We start from the raw sequence: 18,424 nt of genomic DNA on the forward strand, positions 1-18,424 counted from the left end.
CATCACCCCTGGTCAAAGCCGTGTCATCCGGCAGCCGGGGGATTACGGAGACGTAAAGGACGCAGTTGGGGCCTGTGCAGTCACATGGCTGGAAGGCGACGGATTACGCCACCGCGTGTCTGAAAAAGTTCATCAGGAGTGTGCTTGCGGGGAGAGTCCGGTGATGATCCGTGGTGACCGGAGGCGACCGTGGAGCGGTGAGTTCCGTCGACGTGGAGCGGAGAGCCCTGCCGGCGCGGGGGCGGGCGCAGGGGCGGGAGAGGTCCGGAGGGGCGGCGGGCAAGGCGTTCCGCCGATCCGGCAGAGGCCGGGGTTGCCTACTCTGGTGGCATGCGCATGCGCCCCACCTTGAGCTGGACCCCGACCGAAGACCTGCCGCCCGGCACCACCGATCCGCAGCCGGTCACCGACGCGCTGCGCCTCGGCGGGGTGCTGGTGCTCAGCGGCGCGGGCATCTCCACGGAATCGGGCATCCCCGACTACCGGGGCGAGGGCGGGAGCCTGAGCCGGCACACCCCGATGACCTACCAGGACTTCGTCGGCGGTGCGCCGGCGCGGCGCAGATACTGGGCGCGCAGCCACCTCGGCTGGCGTACCTTCGGCCGGGCCCGCCCCAACGCGGGGCACCGGGCCGTCGCCGCTTTCGCGCGGAAAGGCCTGCTCACCGGCGTGATCACCCAGAACGTCGACGGCCTGCACCAGGCCGCGGGCACCGAGGGTGTCGTGGAGCTGCACGGAAGTCTGGACCGGGTCGTCTGCCTGTCCTGCGGCACCTTCAGCCCGCGCCGCGAACTCGCCCGCCGACTGGAGGAAGTGAACGCTGGCTTCGCACCGGTGGCCGCGGCGATCAACCCCGACGGCGACGCCGACCTCACCGACGAGCAGGTCGGGGACTTCCAGGTGGTGCCCTGCACGCGCTGCGGCGGCATCCTCAAACCGGACGTGGTGTTCTTCGGCGAATCCGTGCCTGTCGCCCCGGGTCGAGCAGTGCCGCGAACTGGTCCGTGCGGCGACCTCTCTGCTGATCCTCGGCTCCTCGTTGACGGTGATGTCCGGGCTCCGCTTCGTCCGCCAGGCGGCGCAGGACGGGAAGCCGGTACTGATCGTCAACCGGGACGCGACCCGCGGTGACGTCCACGCGGTCACCCGGATCGCACTCCCGCTGGGGACGACGCTGACCACCGTGGCCGACGGCCTGGGCATCCCGTTCGAGGGCGAGGCGGCGGCCGGGATCGGGTAGCGACCACATGGTGACGCCACACTCTTCGGTCGGTCGGGCGTCGTGCGAGGTCGTGGCCCACGGAGGGGCCATGCCGTGCCCCCGTGGGTACGGGGACACGGGGCCGGGCTCAGCCTTCGTTGGCCAGGGCGAGGATCTCGGCGGCCAGCTCGATCGAGTCCTCGACCGTGTCGGCGGTGTAGAGGGAGTCGATCATGAAGTGGTCGATGCCGGTGCGCTCGTGCACGGACTTGACGGTGTCGACGACGGTGGACGTCGGGGTACCGGAGTCGATGTTGACGCGGAGGACCGTGCCGATGTCCGCCGGGTCGCGGCCGGCCTCCTGGGCCTGGCTGTCGATGAGGGCGCGCTGCGCTACGAGTCCGTCGATGTCGACATAGCTCGGCACCACGCACAGCGGCAGCCAGCCGTCACCACGAAGGGCGACCCTGCGCAGGGCGCGCTCGGACATCGCTCCCAGGTAGATGGGCGGACGCGGGCTCTGGTGGGGCTTGAGCGGGGAGTGGTGCAGGGGCACGGTGAGGTGGGTGCCCTTGTACTCGGCCGGGTCGGTGGTCCATATGGTGTCGAGGACGTCGAGCAGTTCCTCCATCCGCGCGCCACGCCGGTGGAAGTCCAGGCCGGCCGCCTGGTACTCCTCGGGGGACCAGCCGATACCGAACCCGGGCAGCAGACGTCCTTCGCTCACCAGGTCGAGGGTGGTCAGGGAGCGGGCGAGCTGGACCGGCGGGTAGAGCGGCGCGATCAGTACGTGCATACCGAGCTGAACGTGCTCGGTGACGCTCGCCGCCGCCCCCAGCAGGACGAACGGGTCGGCGGCCGGGTTGAGTTCGGCCGGAATGGTGTCGCCCTGACCGCCGTAGCCGATCTTCGGGGACACCGCGGCGAGGTTGCGGTCGCCGACCCACAGGCTCGCGGCACCGGCCTGCTCGACCTCACGGGCGAACGTGGCGATGCGGGAGATACCGAAAGCCTGCTTGTGGAACTGCGGGAGCGCGAAGCCGATCTTCATGTTCTGTCTTTCCTTGCTGAGACACGGCCGGGCAGGCCATCGGCCGCCCGATACGGTCGGGAGTCCGGCTCATGCCCGCCGAACACCCTTCGCCAAGTCGGCGCATCCACACGGTAGTTGTGCGGACAACCATCGGTTGGGGAGGCGCGCCGTGGGGAAGCCACCGAGGAGCGCGATGGCTCGTTCGGTCAAACGGGTTGATCACGAACCCCCAACTGCCCAACTCGAACCCTCACCTCGTAGCCTCCGCGCATGACCGATGATCCTTTCCTCTGCCGTTGCGTCCTCTGTCATGACTACGGTGACCGGGACGAAGCGGACCGCGCGGACCTCACGATCATTGAGAATGTGCAGCAGCACGGATGGCACGTCGTGATGGTCCCCGAGGATGAGATCGGTCCTGGATTCGCCTACACGATCGGTCTCTCGCACACGCACGGCGGACCTGAACTCGCCATGTTCGGGCTGGATGTCCACGACATGCACCGCATGCTCAACAGACTCGGAGCGAAGTCCGCGGCGGGCTCCGTGCCGGCCGACGGGCAGAGGCATTCCGACGTTGTCGATGGTCACCAAGTAGCGCTCAGGCAGGTCGATCTCCGCTGGTACCGGATCTACTTCGGGCGGGCTGTCGGGTTCTATCGGCGGCCACCTTTCCCCGTGCTGCAAGTTGCGTGGCCTGCCGTGGATGACCGCTTTCATTGGGAAGAGCAGGCTGAGGAGAGGCATCGGGAGTCACAGCCTCAGTTGTGGCTGCCACCGGCGGAACACCCCGTCGGGGTCTGGACGAGCGAACTCTGAACGTGAATGCCCTGGCCGGCGCCTTCCCGACTTCCCGCGTTCCACCGAGCGCACAGTCACCCACAAATCCTTGTGATCACCGCCCTCTTCCGACACCTCACCTGAGACGGTGCACGACGGACAAAGAAGCCTGCACGCATGACAAAGGCCGGTTCCCACGCCGCCGCTAGTGTCCATGGCCGAGCCCCGGGACAGCACCGCGAGTGGTCCCCGGGCAGCCACGGAAACGACAGCGCTTCTCAGACGGAGAGGAACGACAGGCATGCGCAGGACAGGCAGGAGCAGGGCACTTCTGGCGACTGGGACCCTATTGGGGGCCCTGATAGGAGTGGCGTCCGCCGCCGTCCCGGCCCACGCGGCGGACGGGGTGTGCACGGGAGCGGCCTCGTCGCAGAACGGATCGACAGGCCGGTACTTTCTGTACCCGATCAACGTCGCCAACAACACCATCTACTGCTACCTGCAGTCGGGACACACCGGCCTGGGAGTCAGGGCCCTGCAGAGGAACATGAACAGCTGTTACGGCAAGAAGCTCACACTCGATGGCATCTTCGGGCCGGACACCAGGAGCGCTCTGCGTGACGTCCAGAGCAGGATCGGTGCGGTGGTCGACGGCGTTTATGGCCGCGAGACCATGGCCAAGATGCAGTGGGCCCGCTACAGCAACGAAACCGGCGCCAAGTACGACTGCGTCTGAGTTCGACGTTTGACCCCACAGGTCACCGCACTTGCCGATCTCTCAGCGCGATCTCTCAGTGCGATCTCACAGCGTGATCTCTCAGCGTGATCAAGATCCTCACGCCTGCCCAATGCCTTCCGTTAGGAGCACGATGTCTTTCCGTATGTCCCGCAACAAGCCGCGCGCCCTTGCTGCTCTGGGTGCCCTGGCGACCGTACTCACCTGCGGTGTGGCTGTCTCTCCCGCTGCGAGCGCGGCCGCGATATACCCGACGTGCGACAGGACCAAGTCTGTCTCCATCACCTCGGGTCACTACGTCACGGTTCCCGCCTACGGCTCCGCCAAGAACCTGACCTGCAAGCTGGTTCTCGACCAGGACAAGTCGAACTCGGCCGTGAAGGCTCTGCAGCGGAGCCTGAAGAGTTGCGAGGGCTACGTCTGGCTCGACGTCGATGGGTTCTACGGCCCGCAGACGTTCCTCGCCGTTGACGCCCTCCAGGGGAGCTATGGGCTCTCCCGGGACGGCATCTACGGCCCGAACACCCGGGACAGCATGAAGCACTACAGCCCTACGCTCGGCTGCGCCCGCCTCTGACACCGCGATGCAGCGCCTGACGGTACGGGCCGTCCCACACCGCTCCGGCTGGCCCCGGCCGGAGCAGGGGCGGACGTTGCCGAGGACGTGACCGAGCTTGCCCTCGGTCACGGTCAGGGTCACGGTCACGTCGGGCTCGGTGAGTTGCTTCACCAGGGCTTGCAAGGGTTAGTCGTCCACGCCCAGCACCCGCGGAGGGTTGAACGCTGGCTCGGGCAATGCCATGGGCCTTGGGCCTGTGGAACAGAGTCGTCCGTCCCTCGCCGAAACCCCATTGGATCGCCAACTGAGTGCCTACCCGCCCGGACAGGTGGCAGGATGACGGCATGTTGATCAGAAAGGGCGATGCCGCGTAGGCGCCCGAAGGCTGTCCGTGCTGAGCTGTGGCGGCCTCGCAGACACGTTGTAGTTCGGCGGATCGGGGGCGTTTCCGCGAAGACTCGTGCGGCTGTCCGCCGCGTCGAGGATGAGCGGATGTGGCCTGACGCAGTCGCTGACGCGCTCGCCCGTTTTGAGTGGTCGTTCAGACAACCCGGCCGCTATCTGAGCGCATCCCAAGTCTGGCAGCCCGGACTGGAGGTTGAGTATGCCCGCGATGACCTGGAAGAGGTCATGCTTCACCTCCCTCACGGTGCCCGGCGCGATCTCGGTCGGCTGATTGCTCGTATCGACGATGGGTTCGAGCGTCGCACTCTGCCGAATCCTGGGCCGGTCAACGCTTGCACAGTGGGCGGCTGGTGGTGGTCAAGGATCCGTGAGCACTGAGGACGTTCACGAAGACTCGGCCGCCCCAGCCGGCTGCTGGCTTCGTACCGTCACCCATCTGAACGCCTGTGGATCTGCGATGGGTGGATCTACTCGACCCCTGCGCTTGGCCGGACCGGGCGCCAGTGACCCCGTACTGTCCAGGCGCCGCCGGCCACGGCTTCGCCGCGAGTCAGTTGGTGGTGAGGTGGGTGGTGTAGAAGGTGGTCAGTTCGTCGATGGCGGGGTCTATGTACTCCTTCTTGTCGTAGAGGTCGACGTGGCTCGCGCCCTTGATCCAGTGGATTTCTGCGGGGCCCGTTGCGCGCTGGTGGGCCTCGACGGCCATCCACGCGGTGACGGCGCGTTCGCCGATGATCTGGAGGATGGGGCGGGGGCCGATCAGGGGGATGGGGAAGAACGCGTCGTGGAGGGCCATCCTGTCGATGCTCTCCCAGGCGAGGGTCTTCGCGGAGCGCTCGTGCATGCCGCGCGGGGTGCAGTAGTACTCGAAGCCTTCGACACCGTGCTCGCCGCCGAGCGCGCGGGCCTGCTCGGCAGTCCCCGGGAACATGGTCATCGCGCCGGGGTCCTCGCCGCGTGCGGCAGCGCTGCGAGCCGCCGCCGCGGCGTCCAGCAGGGACTGGAAGACGGCCGCGTCCTGGGTGCCGTCGGCGCCGAGACGGAACTGGCGGGCAGGTTCCGCCGTGGAGACGGTGGCCACGGCCTTGACGCGGTGGTCACTGCCGGTGGCGGCCAGCGAGTAGCTGCCGGAGGCGCAGATGCCCAGCAGCCCGATGCGATCGGCGTCGACCTCGGCGCGGGTGGTGAGGTAGGAGACGGCGGCCTTGAAGTCCTCCACCCGCTGGGCGGGGTCCTCAAGACCACGCGGCAGCCCGCCGGACTCGCCCTGGTGGGCGGCGTCGAAGGCCAGGGTGACGAACCCGCGCTCGGCCATCCGTTGGGCGTACGTGCCGGAGGTCTGTTCCTTCACGCCGGTACCGGGGTGACCCACCACGAGCGCCGGCCACGGACCCGATGCGGTCGTGTCGGGGGTGTAGAGGTGGCCGGCGAGCGGGATGCCGGCGCTGTCGAAGCTGACGATGGTCCTGGCCATGAGTAACTCCCTGAGACGGTGATTACGTGTCGCGACGCACCGGCGCGACGGACTCGGGGTCCGCTTCCTGCCGGGCACACGTCCACGTTCCATCGTTCGCCGCACGAACGGGAGAGCCAGGTTTCTGCCTGGGAAAGAACGTGCCCCCTCACCCAGGTGCCATGGTCGGCGCGGCACGGCGACACTTGGGAGCATGACTTCAGACTCCGACTCCCGGGCGCTGGGCGCCTTCCTCAAAGCCCGCCGGGCCCAGCTGACACCGCGGGAGTGCGGACTTCCCGAGACGGACTCCGCCCGCAGGGTCGCCGGACTGCGCCGCGAGGAGGCCGCCCAGCTCGCCGCCATCAGCGTGGATTACTACACACGGCTGGAGCAGGGCCGAGTCCGGGCCTCCGTACCCGTGCTGACGACCCTGGCCCGCGCCCTGCGCCTCGACGAAGACCAGCAGAAGTACCTGTACGACCTCGCAGGCCGCGCCGACGCCCACCCGCCCCGCTGCCGACCCGCCCAACGCCTGCGTCCGGCCACGCGTCGTCTGCTCGACCAGCTCACCGAAACCCCCGCGCTCGTCCTCGGTGAACGCCTGGACATCCTGGCCTGGAACCCCGCCGCCACCGCCCTCTACACGGACTTCGCAGCCTTCCCCGCGAACCGGCGCAACTACCTGCGGTTGCTGTTCACCCACCCGGTGGTCCGGCAACTGCACCAGGACTGGGCCCATGACGCCCGGGACGCCGTCGCCGCACTGCGAATGGAGGCCGCGAGTAATCCCGACGATCCCGACCTCGCCCAACTCGTCGGTGAACTGTCCCTTCAGGACTCCGACTTCCGTACATGGTGGGCCGAACACCGTGTCAACAGCGCCAGTTACGGCACGAAGCGCTACCGCCACCACCTGGTGGGCGACCTCACCCTCGACTGCGACACCTGGACCAGCCCTGACGGCTCGGGACAGCCCCTGATGATCCTGACCGCGGAACCCGCCAGCCCTTCCCACGACGCCCTGCGCATCCTCACGTCATGGACCACCCGGCAACCGAGCACCGACCGGACACAGGACCCGACGCGATGACCACCACCTGGACACCCGACCCTCGACACCTGCCTGACACCTGACACCTGGCACCTGACGTCTGATGCCTGATCCCTGACATGGCCGAGTCGGGCCGGAGCTCCCCGTCAGGGGCCCCGGCCCGACTCGGCCATGTCAGGTGTCGCCGGCTTCCCGCGCATCCCCAGCAGAGGTCAGTCGTCCTGGGACGTGGGCTTCTTCTGCTCTTCGCGGGCGGCGGGCTTCTTCGGCTCGGCATCTTCGTCGGCCAGGTCAGCCGGGTCCGCGGGGCCGCTGTCCCGCGCGACGGGTGGTGTCGGCACCGGGATCGTCTGCGGCTCATCGGAACCGGGACGGGCGCTCGGCTGGGATCCGGGCGCGTGGTGCGTGTGCGAGTCGTCATCATGCTTTGTCATACGTCCCATGTTCCCGCTGTTCCGGATCGAATGCCTGCGGGCCGGGTGAGCGAGGACCGTGCAGTCCGGCGGGAGCCACCCGGCGCCAGGACGCGATCGCGAGCGTCTCAGCCGTCCGATGTCGCTGGTCGCGGGCGGTGGATCGTCAGGTCGCCGTTGAGGACCGCGTTCACGGTGCCGTTGTCGTGTGCACGGTTCTCTTGGCGGTTCGTGGCGGCGGATACGGGCCTGGGCGGGGGCAGCTCGGCGATCGCGGACCGCAGTTCGCCGACGGCGTCCGGGTGGTCCTCCAGCAGGTCCTGGAGGCGCAGGCGCCAGGCGTGGCGGGCGTCGGCCAGCTCACGCTCGTTGCCGGGCAGGTCGGCGATGCGCCGCAGCTCGTCCAGACGTCGGGCCGCCGCCTCGGAACGGTCGGGATCACCCCGGCCCAGCAACCTGGCGAAGCGCTCGCGGGCGGCGTCCCAGGCATCGGTGGAAGCGGCGTTGACCAGGGCGGCGGAACCGGCCGCGGTGAGCGTGGACAGCCATTCGGGGATCATGTGGGTGGGTGCCTTTCCTCGGCCAGGAGCCCGTTGGGGAGCCCGTTGGGGAGCGCGGTGGGGAGTTCGGTCAGGAGCTCTGTCAGGAGCCGGAGCGCCGCGCGGTCCACGGACCGGAGGCGTCGTAACAGTCGGTCTTGAAGGTGCCGCGCATGGTGTCGCCGTCCACGTTTCCGGTGAACGTGATCCTCTTCTCGCTGCTCACGCTGCCGAAGGTGATGCGGTCGCCGTCGAGCGTGCCGTCGAGGGACCCGTCCAGGGAGCAGGGCACTCCGGTGACCTTCAGGTCCCCGGTGAGTCGGTCCCCGTCCTGGGACAGGGTGGCCGTGAATCCTCCTGTGCCGAACCCTGTGGACCAGTCTCCGGTCCATGCACCCGTCAGAGTGGCGGTCTCGGTCTCGGTCTCGGTCTCGATCTCGGACTCAGACTCGGGCTGCTTCGGCCCGCCGCTGGACGGTGGCGGCGCGGACGCGGTCACGGTCAGCCCGAAGTCCCAGTAGCAGGCGGAGGTGGGCAACCGGTCGCCGGACGCCTCGGTGGTGAGGCGCACGAGCCGACCAAGGGCGTCGATACGTGCGCGGAAGTCCACGGCGGGGTTGCTCTCCGCGTTCGGCGCGGAGGTGGCCGCCGCGGGTTCGGCAGCTCCACCGGTTCCACGGCTCCCACCGGGCTCACCGGTCCTACTTGCCCCAGTAGTCCCTGCGGATTCGGCGCTTCCGGCGGGCTCGGCTCCGGGAGCCAGCGCCCCGGTAAAGGTGCAGCCCTCTCGCCGCGCCCGGATCACCGATCGGAGTTCCCGCGCAGGCGCAGCGGGGTCGACGGCGTCCATGAAAACGCCGTCCGCCTTCACCCACCGGGCATCGGCGCCGGCGCCGATGCTAGTGCTAGCACCGGAGGGAGTGGCCGTACCGGTGGGCAGCACGACCCTGCCCCGGTCGATCGTGCCGCTGGTGACCGGGCCGCCGGTCAGGCCCTGCCGGAACCAGGCCGTCCGCGCGTGCGGGTCCGCCGCACCGGTGACGTGGCGCCGGCCGCGCGTGACGTCGTAGCGGAAGCTCGTCAGTTCCACGCGCCGGGCGGCCTCCGCCAGGACCGCGGTGGCCTTGCGGCCCTCGGCGGCCTTGTCGCAGGACGCCCGGTTCATGACGGGTGGCAGGACGACGATCACGGTGGTGGTCACGACCACCACGACCGTGACCACGCTCACCACCACGGGCGTGCTGACGCCGACGGCCCCGGCACCCCCGAAGGCCAGAGCCTTCCCGACGACCGCGCCGGCCTTGCCGAGGACGGCGGTGGCTTTGGCGGCGAGTGTCGCGCCCGGCGCCGAGGCTCCGGCACCGGACGCAGCTGTGGATCCGGTGGTTTGCGTCGCCGCGGTGGATGCCTGCACCGGGTCGGCGATCGGCGCTCCCGGTGTTGTTCCGGCGCCCGCAGCCCGTACAGCTTCGGTGGCGAGATGGTCGGCGACGACGTGGGCGCCGCCGGCCACCACCGTCGTCGAGGCGACCGCGATGCTGGCCGTCTTGCCGAGGCTCGTCTTCCGGGGAGGCCGTGGGGCCAGGCCGAGTACGACCTCGTAGTAGATGTTGCCGTTCTGTACGGAGTTGACGGTGCCGTGCCCGGTGGCCACGGCGACCTGGGTCGTCGTGCCGTCCGGCGAGGGGAGGAGCGACTGTACGGAATCGGCGAACCGGCGGGCCTCTTCCGCACGTTCGGGATCGTCCGCGACGGCCCTTTCGATCATCTCCCGCCACTCCGGCAGCGACTCCGTCAGGAAGTGGGTCAGTCCCTCGCCCTCGCGGTGTGCCGCGACGGCTGCCCAGGCCTCGATCCGCTCGCCCACCTCCGGCTCGTCGTTCGGTATGAGCCCGAGGACCCTGTCCCGCGCCTCCGCCCAGGCAGCTGTCCCGATCGCCGCGGCGAGATGCTCGGCCGCGTCCTCGGCCGGATCCGCGGACCTTCCGTAGGCCCCGTCGCCCTGCGTCCCTTCGGCCATGAAGCCGCCTCCCCCGGGTCGTGCACGCTGCGTTGGCGCGAAGTTAGCAGCGACGAAAGGGGGTGAGAGCGACTTCGTGGGACGCCTGTCCGACGGGTCGTGGTGCGGGAGCGCGCAGGGGGCGCTCCGCTTGGCAACCGCCCTGCCGGGGCGGCCGGTTGCGACCGGATCACACCGCCTTGACGACACCGCGGGAGCCGACGCGCCGCTTCACCACAGACCCTGCCCCGCAGACGAAGATGCCCGTGGGCGAGGGCTCGGGGCAGGGCAGGCCGGGACAGCGGCTGCCCCGCCTCGCCCGCCCTGCCCCGCCCCCGGCCCGGTGGGTCAGCTCTTTCCGAGGAGCCTGTTCATCTGATCGATCTCAGTGCTCTGCGCGGTGACGATCTGACCGGCAAGCTTCACGGCAGCAGCGGACGCGCCGTCGGCCTGCTCGGTCTTCGCCATGGTCACCGCACCCTCGTGATGCTTGATCATCATCTTCAGGAAGGCGGTGTCGAAGGCGGTACCCGAAGCGTTTTCGAGCTCGGTCATCTCCTCGGCCGTCATCATCGCGCCCGTGTCGTGCATGGAGTGGTCCATGCCGCCCTTGGCCGGTACGTCCTCACCCCAGGAAGTGAGCCAGCCGGACAGTGTCTTGATCTCCGGGTCCTGTGCCTTCTTGATGTCGGCGGCGAGCTTCTTCACCTCGGCCGACCGGGCCCGTCCCTCGGCGAGGTCGGCCATCTCCACGGCCTGACGGTGATGGGGAATCATCCCCTGGGCGAAGGCCACGTCGGCCGAGTTGTGCTTCCCCTGCGCAGTGTTCGACGATGCGGATGCGGATGCGGATGCGGATGCGGATGCGGATGCGGAACGGGAGCCGGCGCCGGCGCCGTGACCGTTGTGCCCGGAAGAGCCGGCGTTGTCGCCGTCCCCACCACAGGCGGCCAGTACGAGCGCCGCAGTACTCGCAATGGCAACGGCGGCCGTACGACGGACAGTTGAACGCTTACAGATCATGATGGTGCAACTCCTCGACGCGCGCCGGTAAGAGAGCGCGCGATGTCACGGACAGTGAGAGCGAGCGCGAGGACGGCATCGGCCACCAGCCACAGCCCATCGGCCCGAAACCGGGCCGGGCGTGCCGATGCCGTGCGGGGGCTCTATATCCGGAGAAGTTGCAGTTCGGACAGGTCGGGCGGAGCCCGGCCCTCATGGGACCAACCGGTGGCCGCCGCCACGAGGGAAGGGGAGGCGGGTACGCCAAGGACTGCGTCGGCGAGTGCAGGCGGGGTGTACGCAGCACTCGTACCGGAGGCAGCACACGTACCGTCCGCATGATCGATGTGCCCCGACCCGCCGTCGGTGTGCGAGCAACCGGCGTCCGCGTGCGGCACGTTGTCGGCCGCAGCCATCACCATCCCGTGCCCGGCACCCGCTGCCGGAACCCCACCGGGTGCCAGCGCATGCATGCCCAGCACACCGGCCAGCACCACCAGAACGAGCAGCACGAACAACCGCCCGGCTTGGCGGCGGCCTGCTCGGACGGATGCAGTCACGAGCCCATCGTAGGGGGCACCGCCCGCTGGGGCGGGCACCTGGCCGGGTGATGGGGAGCGGACATGGGTGACGCTCGACGCGGCTGCACTTCCGGCGGGTGCGGATCCTTGAGCAGCTTTCGTATCGCATCCTGCATCGGCTGCCTGGCCAGGCGCTGTCATACTCCGGGCGTGACGAACGATGGCGCCCTCGGAGACGTTGCTGGTCTGCCTGGTCCCTCGGGGGTGTTGGCAGGGAGAGACTGGGGCTCTTTGGAACATGCGTATGGGGCTGCGGAGGACACTCCGAAGATGCTTGTCGCGCTGCTGGATGGTGATCAGCAGGCGCGAGGCCGGGCCCTGGATCACCTCCATTACGTGGTACACCACCAGAACACCCTGTACCCGGCGACGGTGCCCGCTGCGCTCTACGTGGCCTCGGTCCTTGCAGACCAACGCACCACCGGCGCCGTCGACAAGAAGCGCCACGACTTCCCAGGGCCTCTGCGCTCCGAGTTGTTGGGCTGGCTCGACTCGGTATGCAGCGCCGCCGTCGACGAGGCAGAAGCGACGAGCCGGCGCTTTGGCTTTGCGCCTGAGGACTACCCGCCGCTCGTGGACATCAGGCAGATCCGCCCGCTGCTTTTTCCTGCAGTCTCAGAGTGCTTGGACGATCCGAACCCGGACGTGCGTGAGGCGGCGATCGCCGCGTGTATCCCGCTGCTGGATGACCCCGGGTTGCGCTGTCACCGGGCAACTCTGGTGCCGCTGTTGAGGGAGGTTCTGGGGGTGAGCGCACAGTGGCAGTACCGAGAGCGAGCTGTCGATGCCCTGCTCGCGTGGGGTGAGGACGCCACCGGGCTGACTGGCCAACTGGAGGCGTTCGCGGTCTGCGATCCCCAGGACGGCGCCGAATCCTGGGAAACGGGACCAACCGTCGAGCCGGCCGACGCATCAGCTCTCCCGTTCTGAGCAGTGTCGAGTCCGCAGCTCGCGGCGGCGACGCCCTCACCCCGGTGCCGCATCAGGACGGCTGAGGTCGGATCGTAAGGATCTGCTGGGCGTGGCCGACAGGTCCCGCGGTGTCGTGGAGGACGGTGCTCGTCACGCCCTGTCCTGTGGGGCCGAAGACGACGGTGGTGTCCAGGCCGGTCCAGCGGCCGTCGGGGTGGCGGTGGAGGTGGATGGTCAGGTCCACGTTGGGGAACATCCAGGCGGTGATCGGCTGGCGTACGGCGATGCCGTTGGCGGTGTCGACGAGGGCGACGTACGAGGCGAGCGAGCTGACCGGCTCACCGGCGACCAGGTCCAGGTCGGTGGTGAGCCACGCGGTCGCACGGCCCGGCTGCGGGGCCGTGACCGGCCGGACGTCGACGGACGCGATGTAGCCGCCCGGCCACACCGAGGTCAGCGGCCAGGAGCCGAGTGCATCGGGCGGCGTGAGCCCGTCGCCCGCGCCGCCCGCGACGCCGGTGGTGTCACCGGATACAAGGAGCCAGGCGCGGGCCTGTACGACGGGACGGCCGGCGATGTGAACGACGGCCTCGATCAGTTCGATTGTGCGGCCCGGCCGAAGGGTCTCGATCCGGATCTCGCACTCGTCGAGAGCGAGGCGCCCGAGGATGTCGAAGCTGATCCGCGACAGGACGAGGCCGTTGTACCGGTCCCGGTCGCGGGCGAGGTGGCGGTCGAGTGCGTGGACGATGAGGCCGGCAAGCGGGCTGACGTGCATCTCGTCGGCATCCCACGCCCCGCCCGCGTGCGGGGTGGGCTTGTAGCGGTGGTCGTCGATGCGTTCGAAGTAGCTGCTGCCGGTGTTCAACGGGAGTGTTCCTTACGGAGGTGGAGGACGGGGGAGAGGAGTACAGGCGGGCGGCGCCTCAGGCGAGCACGACGCTCGTCAGCAGGACGCGCACGGCGGTGCCGCCCAGGATGCTGAGCAGGGCGTTGCGGCGCCACAGGTGCAGACCGACGGTGACGGCCAGCGCCGCGAGCGGTGCCACCGTGCGGGCCTCGGCCACCGAAAGGTCCGGCAGACAGTAGACGACCAGGATGATCATGACTCCGGCCGGCATGCGCGAACTCAGGTACTGCACCGTACCGCTGGCCCGTAGCGGGGCGAGAGCGGCGAACGGCAGGGCCCGCAGCGCCCAGGTGACGGCGGCGGCAACCAGGACGGCGGCGACGGCGTATTCGGTGTCAGGCACGGTTCGGCCTCCCGGTGGTCATCAGGTGTCGGGCCAGGAGGACGGCGGTGAACAGGCCGAACGCGGCCAGCAGCATCTGCCCCGGGAAGAGGACGCGCGCCACGAGGGCGCTCAGGGCGGCGAGCAGCGGGGTGGGCAGGTCGCCGCGCAGGTCCCGCAGGGCGTCCAGTGCCAGCACGGTGAACAGGGCGGTCAGAGCGAAGTCCAGACCGGTGACGCCCTCGGGGATGAGAGAGCCGAGCAGGGCTCCGGTCACCGCGCTCGCGGCCCAGTACACATGCAGGTAGCACTGCATCCACAGAATGCGGCGACCGGGCCAGGAGCGTGCTCGCTCGGTGGAGGCCAGCGCGTACGCCTCGTCGCACAGCGCGAACGTGCTGTACGCCTTGCCGAGCCGGCCCTGCACCCGGTACAGGGGGAACGACAGGGCGTAGAAGACGTGCCGGACGTTCACCATGAACGCCGCGACGGCGATCGACGCCAGCGGAGCCACCGCGACGACCAAGCCGATCAGCAGGAACTCGAACGAGCCACCGAAGGCGACCACGGCGGACAGGCCGGCCCACCACCAGTCCAGTCCTGACTGGACGGCCAGCGCCCCGAAGGCGAGACCGAGCGGTACGAACCCCATGCCCACGGAGAGCGAGGCATGGAAGGCGGCTCGCGCTTCGGACGGTGCCCGGCCTGCGAGGTCGGGGGCAGGCCGGGCCACGGGGGCGGCGTCGGGAGGACGTATTCGCATGAAGACATTTTAGAGAAGTTGGTGCCGCATTTGGTTGCGCATCATGGCTGTAGAGTCGTCACGTGAGCAATGAAGTGGTACTCGATTCCACAGATCGTGAAATTCTGTTTCACCTGAGCGAAGACGGTCGCCTGACCAATGTCGAGCTTGCCAAACGGGTCGGTCTCACCCCGCCGCCGTGCCTGCGCCGCGTCAGGCGGCTGGAGGAGGCCGGTGTCATCAGCGGATACCGCGCACTGATCGATCCCGCCACCCTCGGCCGCGGTCTGGAGGTCCTGATCGACGTCGAGATCTACGCCAACGACCGCAAGAGCTTCGAGGACTTCGAAACCACCGTCGCGTCGTACGAGGAGGTCATCGAGTTCCGCCGTACGTACGGTCGGCCCGACTACTTCATCCGCGCCGCCGTCGCCGACCACGCCGCATGCGAGGCCTTCCTCACCGGCAAGCTCAGCGGCCTTCCCGGCGTCCTGCGCTTCACCTCCCACCTCACGATGAAAACGATCAAGTCCGTCGGCTGACGGACGATCAAGCCCGCCAGCCGACGTTCGCCGCGGTTATGGCATCGGCACCGCCCCCTCGTCACCGCTTCGCGCGTTGCCGCAGCGCGCCGCAGTCACCGGCGGGTTCCCCCGTAGCAGCGGTCGAGGGTCCACCGTGGCGCCGGAGCTGTTGCGCCCTTTGGGTACCGCAGGCCCGAGGGCACAACAACCAACGGATCGCGCGGAGCCTGTTCCTCGCGGAGAAGACGGTCCGCAACCACATCTCGCACATCTTCACCAAGCTCAGCGTCCGCGACCGGGCCGATGCGGTTGCCCGTGCGCGGAACGCCGGGCTGGGCGAGGAGCCGGGACGAAGACGGGCACAGGAGTGAGGCCGCCCCTCAATCAGACCGACCTTCAATCAGGCCGACCCTCGTACAGGCCGACCTTCAAGCAAGCCGCCCCTCGTAATGGCGTTCTGGGCGACGCGCCGAGCGACAGCGTTTGCGGTTGACTTCGATAGATCCCCGTCCGGCGCATCCATGGACCGCCGGCTCACGGAACCACACGTGTGAGAGGGGGCGCAGCCTGCCTCGTGATCGGGAGTGAGACGTGGAAATCAACGGCGCGCGGGTGCTGGTGGCCGGAGCCACCGGTGTCCTCGGCGGCGCGCTCACGGCGGAGCTCGTCCGCCGCGGTGCGCGCCCGGTGCTCGCAGGGCGGGACCGAGCCCGTCTCGCCCGCGCTGCCGAGGTCTGCCAGGGCGCTCCACCGTCCTGTTCGACGCGTACGCGCCCGATTCCTGCGCCCGCGCCGTGACCTGTGCCGCGGACGCCCTGGTCGGGCTGGACGCCGTGGTGACGGTCTTCGGGACGGTTGCCTTCGGCGGGGCGGCGGCGGTCGGTGACGAGGTCGCCGAGCATGTGATGGCGGTCAACGTCCTCGCGCCCGCGGCCTTCTTCCGTGCCGCGCTCGCCACCATGGAACCCGGCTCCATGATCGTCGCGTTCACGGGTGTGGTCGCGGAACGCCCGCAGGCGGGAATGGCCGACTACAGCGCTTCGAAGGCCGCGCTGAGTGCCTGGCTCGGTGCCGTGCGCCGCGAGGCACGTACCGCGGGCATCCGGGTCCTGGAGGTCAGGCCCGGACACCTGGACACCGGCTTCGCCGACCGTGCCGTCGTGGGCACGGCCCCGCCGCTGCCTGCGGGAGGCGATCCGCGTGACGTCGTCGGAGCTGTCGTGGAAGCGATGGCGGCGGACGCCGAGTTGCTGCGCACGGCACCCGACGGAACACCGGTCGTCGAACGGCGCGCCCGGTGAGCCGGCGCTCCAACGCTCCGGACGAGGTGTCCGACGTGATCATCGTGGGCGGCGGCGCGTCCGGACTCAGCCTCGCGCAGCGCCTGGTGGCCACCGAGTCCATGACCGTGACCCTGGTGGAAGCACCGGACGGACCACTGCGAGCGCCTGAACGGACCTGGTGCTACTGGGACGCGGGCAGCGGCGAACTCGACGAAGCGGTCGACGCGTCCTGGTCGCGGCTTCGCATCCATGACACCGACGGCGGCGTCATCACCGTGGATCCCGCCCCGCTGCGCTACCGCATGCTCCGTTCCACGGCCTTCGAGCAATGGGCGTACTCCAGGATCGCCCAGTCGCCCGGCGCACGCATCGTGCGCGCGACGGCGGACACGGTGCGCGACACACCTGGGGGAGCGGCCGTCGAGTGCACGGCGTCCGACGGCCGCACACTGACACTCCAGGCCCGCCATGTGTTCGACTCCCGCCCCCTTGCGGCCCTGCCACCGGCCCGGACACAGCTGCTTCAGCACTTCCGCGGCTGGTTCGTGCGCACGGACACGGACCGGTTCGATCCGGCGGTCGCGGACCTGATGGACTTCCGGGTGCCACAGCCGCGCCACGGCCTCGCCTTCGGATACGTACTGCCGCTCGCACCGGATCGTGCGCTCGTCGAGTACACCGAGTTCTCCCGGACCCCGCTGACCCGTGCGGCGTACGAGTCGGCGTTGGGGCACTACAGCCGGGAGATTCTCAAGCTCGGTGGGTTCTCCGTCGAGAGGGCGGAGCAGGGTGTGATCCCCATGACCGACGCGCGCTTCCCCCGGCGGATCGGCGCAGCCGTCTCCCGGATCGGGACAGCCGGCGGCGCCACCCGCCCGGCGACCGGCTACACCTTCGCCGCGGTGCAGCGGCAGAGCCGGGCCATCGCCACCGCCCTGCGGGGGGACGGCCGTGCGGTCGCGCCCCGACCCCACGCGCGGCGCGTGCTGGCCATGGACGCGATCCTGCTGAGGGCCCTGGACACCGGGCGGATCGACGGACCCGGCTTCTTCACCGGCCTGTTCCGCGACGTTCCGCCGGAGCGGCTGCTGCGTTTTCTGGACGGGCGCACCTCACCCTGGGAGGAGTGGGGCATCGGCCTGCGTACCCCCGTGGGTCCCATGCTGCGGACCGCCGTCGAACTCCCTTTCCTGCGGCGCCGCACCCACCCAGCCCCACGAATCGGAGAGAGCCACCGATGACCCTGCTGCGCGACCACGACCTGGCACTCGCCTTCGACCACGCCTCGCACCGCTACGACCGCCTCACGGGCCTCAACCCGGGATACCGCACCGACCTCCTGCGTTCGGCGCGACGGCTTCGGCTGCCCCGGGACGGCGCCGGTCTGCACGTGCTCGACCTGGGATGCGGAACGGGTGCCTCCACCCGGGCCCTGCTGCGGGCCGCGCCCCGCGCCCGGATCACGGCCGTCGACGCGTCGTCCGGCATGCTGGCTCGCGCACGGTCCAAACCCTGGCCCGACCGCGTGCGCTTCCAGCACATGACGGCCGAAGCACTGGCCGCAGCCGACGAGGGGCCGTACGACGCGGTGTTCGCCGCCTACCTGGTCCGCAACGTCACGGACGCGGACGACGTACTCAAGACCGTTCGGGGTCTGCTGCGCCCGGGCGGACGGCTCGCCGTCCACGAGTACAGCCTCAGCGGTGCCGCGGTCCACCGGGCCGTGTGGACGGCCGTCTGCCGAGGCGTGATCATTCCGGCGGGGACGGTCAGCGGTGACCGCGTCCTGTACCGCCATCTGTGGCGGAGCGTCCTGGACTTCGACACGGTTCCCGACTTCACCGACCGTCTGCGGAGCGCCGGATTCTCGGCCGTGCGCGCCCTGCCCGTCGCCGGGTGGCAGACCGGGATCGTGCACACCTTCCTTGCCCGCGAGGGCTCGGCGACCACGGCGGAGTACGCACGGTGAACGATGC

The 18,424-nt window shown here is 69.5% G+C and carries 21 protein-coding genes and 1 pseudogene; 12 read left to right on the plus strand and 10 right to left on the minus strand.

Going from position 1 to position 18,424, the window contains the following annotated elements; genetic code table 11:
- Positions 1-330 precede the first annotated feature (330 nt).
- Positions 331-1,240: pseudogene (locus ACZ60E_RS03800) on the plus strand (NAD-dependent protein deacetylase).
- A 109-nt stretch (positions 1,241-1,349) separates the two neighbouring features.
- Here ACZ60E_RS03800 and ACZ60E_RS03805 read toward each other — a convergent pair.
- Complete coding sequence (locus ACZ60E_RS03805) at positions 1,350-2,252, minus strand: TIGR03619 family F420-dependent LLM class oxidoreductase (RefSeq protein ID WP_469437706.1); 903 nt, start codon at positions 2,250-2,252, stop codon at positions 1,350-1,352.
- Between the two features lie 252 nt (positions 2,253-2,504).
- On the opposite strand from ACZ60E_RS03805, the gene ACZ60E_RS03810 reads away from it, so the two are divergent.
- From ACZ60E_RS03810 to ACZ60E_RS03820, 3 genes are all read left to right on the plus strand, one after another.
- Positions 2,505-3,053, plus strand: a complete 549-nt coding sequence (locus ACZ60E_RS03810) for a DUF4262 domain-containing protein (protein ID WP_469437709.1) — start codon at positions 2,505-2,507, stop codon at positions 3,051-3,053.
- Positions 3,054-3,315: 262 nt separating this feature from the next.
- Positions 3,316-3,750, plus strand: coding sequence for a peptidoglycan-binding domain-containing protein (locus ACZ60E_RS03815; RefSeq protein WP_469437712.1), 435 nt, complete (start codon positions 3,316-3,318; stop codon positions 3,748-3,750).
- Positions 3,751-3,895: 145 nt separating this feature from the next.
- Entirely contained in the window at positions 3,896-4,327 is a 432-nt protein-coding gene (locus tag ACZ60E_RS03820) for a peptidoglycan-binding domain-containing protein (protein ID WP_469437714.1), read from the plus strand.
- A gap of 937 nt (positions 4,328-5,264) precedes the next feature.
- Here the strand turns inward: ACZ60E_RS03820 and ACZ60E_RS03825 are convergent.
- A complete protein-coding gene (locus tag ACZ60E_RS03825) occupies positions 5,265-6,188 on the minus strand; it encodes an alpha/beta hydrolase (protein WP_469437717.1) in 924 nt (307 codons plus the stop codon).
- 193 nt (positions 6,189-6,381) lie between these two features.
- Here ACZ60E_RS03825 and ACZ60E_RS03830 point away from each other — a divergent pair, with 193 nt between their 5' ends.
- Entirely contained in the window at positions 6,382-7,260 is an 879-nt protein-coding gene (locus ACZ60E_RS03830) for a helix-turn-helix domain-containing protein (protein ID WP_469437720.1), read from the plus strand.
- A 173-nt stretch (positions 7,261-7,433) separates the two neighbouring features.
- Here the strand turns inward: ACZ60E_RS03830 and ACZ60E_RS03835 are convergent, their stop codons facing one another.
- The 5 genes from ACZ60E_RS03835 to ACZ60E_RS03855 form a co-directional block, all read right to left on the minus strand.
- On the minus strand, positions 7,434-7,655 hold the full coding sequence (locus ACZ60E_RS03835) for a hypothetical protein (RefSeq protein ID WP_469437722.1): 222 nt from the start codon (positions 7,653-7,655) through the stop codon (positions 7,434-7,436).
- A 107-nt stretch (positions 7,656-7,762) separates the two neighbouring features.
- Complete coding sequence (locus ACZ60E_RS03840) at positions 7,763-8,194, minus strand: hypothetical protein (RefSeq protein WP_469437724.1); 432 nt, start codon at positions 8,192-8,194, stop codon at positions 7,763-7,765.
- Positions 8,195-8,276: 82 nt separating this feature from the next.
- Positions 8,277-10,193, minus strand: a complete 1,917-nt coding sequence (locus ACZ60E_RS03845) for a hypothetical protein (RefSeq protein ID WP_469437726.1) — start codon at positions 10,191-10,193, stop codon at positions 8,277-8,279.
- Between the two features lie 327 nt (positions 10,194-10,520).
- Positions 10,521-11,195, minus strand: coding sequence for a DUF305 domain-containing protein (locus ACZ60E_RS03850; RefSeq protein WP_469437730.1), 675 nt, complete (start codon positions 11,193-11,195; stop codon positions 10,521-10,523).
- Positions 11,196-11,338: 143 nt separating this feature from the next.
- On the minus strand, positions 11,339-11,734 hold the full coding sequence (locus ACZ60E_RS03855) for a DUF6153 family protein (protein WP_469437733.1): 396 nt from the start codon (positions 11,732-11,734) through the stop codon (positions 11,339-11,341).
- Between the two features lie 291 nt (positions 11,735-12,025).
- Here ACZ60E_RS03855 and ACZ60E_RS03860 point away from each other — a divergent pair, with 291 nt between their 5' ends.
- On the plus strand, positions 12,026-12,685 hold the full coding sequence (locus tag ACZ60E_RS03860) for a HEAT repeat domain-containing protein (RefSeq protein ID WP_469437735.1): 660 nt from the start codon (positions 12,026-12,028) through the stop codon (positions 12,683-12,685).
- 52 nt (positions 12,686-12,737) lie between these two features.
- Here the strand turns inward: ACZ60E_RS03860 and ACZ60E_RS03865 are convergent, their stop codons facing one another.
- From ACZ60E_RS03865 to ACZ60E_RS03875, 3 genes are read right to left on the minus strand one after another with little or no spacing between them, the layout of a single operon-like run.
- The gene (locus ACZ60E_RS03865) at positions 12,738-13,535 is read right to left on the minus strand and encodes a thioesterase family protein (RefSeq protein ID WP_469437738.1); all 798 of its coding nucleotides are present in this window, start codon (positions 13,533-13,535) and stop codon (positions 12,738-12,740) included.
- Positions 13,536-13,593: 58 nt separating this feature from the next.
- Positions 13,594-13,920 (minus strand): branched-chain amino acid transporter permease, encoded by a 327-nt coding sequence (locus tag ACZ60E_RS03870; protein WP_469437740.1) that lies wholly within the window; start codon positions 13,918-13,920, stop codon positions 13,594-13,596.
- Entirely contained in the window at positions 13,913-14,662 is a 750-nt protein-coding gene (locus ACZ60E_RS03875) for an AzlC family ABC transporter permease (RefSeq protein ID WP_469437742.1), read from the minus strand. Before ACZ60E_RS03875 ends, ACZ60E_RS03870 begins: the two co-directional genes overlap by 8 nt.
- 62 nt (positions 14,663-14,724) lie before the next feature.
- Between ACZ60E_RS03875 and ACZ60E_RS03880 the strand changes: the two genes are divergently transcribed.
- The 6 genes from ACZ60E_RS03880 (at position 14,725) to ACZ60E_RS03905 (ending at position 18,417) form a co-directional block, all read left to right on the plus strand.
- Complete coding sequence (locus ACZ60E_RS03880) at positions 14,725-15,183, plus strand: Lrp/AsnC family transcriptional regulator (protein ID WP_469437744.1); 459 nt, start codon at positions 14,725-14,727, stop codon at positions 15,181-15,183.
- A 38-nt stretch (positions 15,184-15,221) separates the two neighbouring features.
- Entirely contained in the window at positions 15,222-15,536 is a 315-nt protein-coding gene (locus tag ACZ60E_RS03885; RefSeq protein WP_469437746.1) for a response regulator transcription factor, read from the plus strand.
- Between the two features lie 220 nt (positions 15,537-15,756).
- Positions 15,757-15,963: a hypothetical protein gene (locus ACZ60E_RS03890; RefSeq protein ID WP_469437749.1), complete on the plus strand. Its 207-nt coding sequence runs from the start codon at positions 15,757-15,759 to the stop codon at positions 15,961-15,963.
- Positions 15,960-16,466 (plus strand): SDR family NAD(P)-dependent oxidoreductase, encoded by a 507-nt coding sequence (locus ACZ60E_RS03895; RefSeq protein WP_469437751.1) that lies wholly within the window; start codon positions 15,960-15,962, stop codon positions 16,464-16,466. Before ACZ60E_RS03890 ends, ACZ60E_RS03895 begins: the two co-directional genes overlap by 4 nt.
- A complete protein-coding gene (locus ACZ60E_RS03900; protein WP_469437753.1) occupies positions 16,463-17,689 on the plus strand; it encodes a lycopene cyclase family protein in 1,227 nt (408 codons plus the stop codon). Before ACZ60E_RS03895 ends, ACZ60E_RS03900 begins: the two co-directional genes overlap by 4 nt.
- Complete coding sequence (locus ACZ60E_RS03905) at positions 17,686-18,417, plus strand: class I SAM-dependent methyltransferase (protein WP_469437756.1); 732 nt, start codon at positions 17,686-17,688, stop codon at positions 18,415-18,417. The genes ACZ60E_RS03900 and ACZ60E_RS03905 overlap by 4 nt, the downstream gene beginning before the upstream one ends.
- The last annotated feature ends 7 nt before the right edge of the window (positions 18,418-18,424 follow it).

Source organism: Streptomyces sp. NPDC102514 (assembly GCF_055584525.1).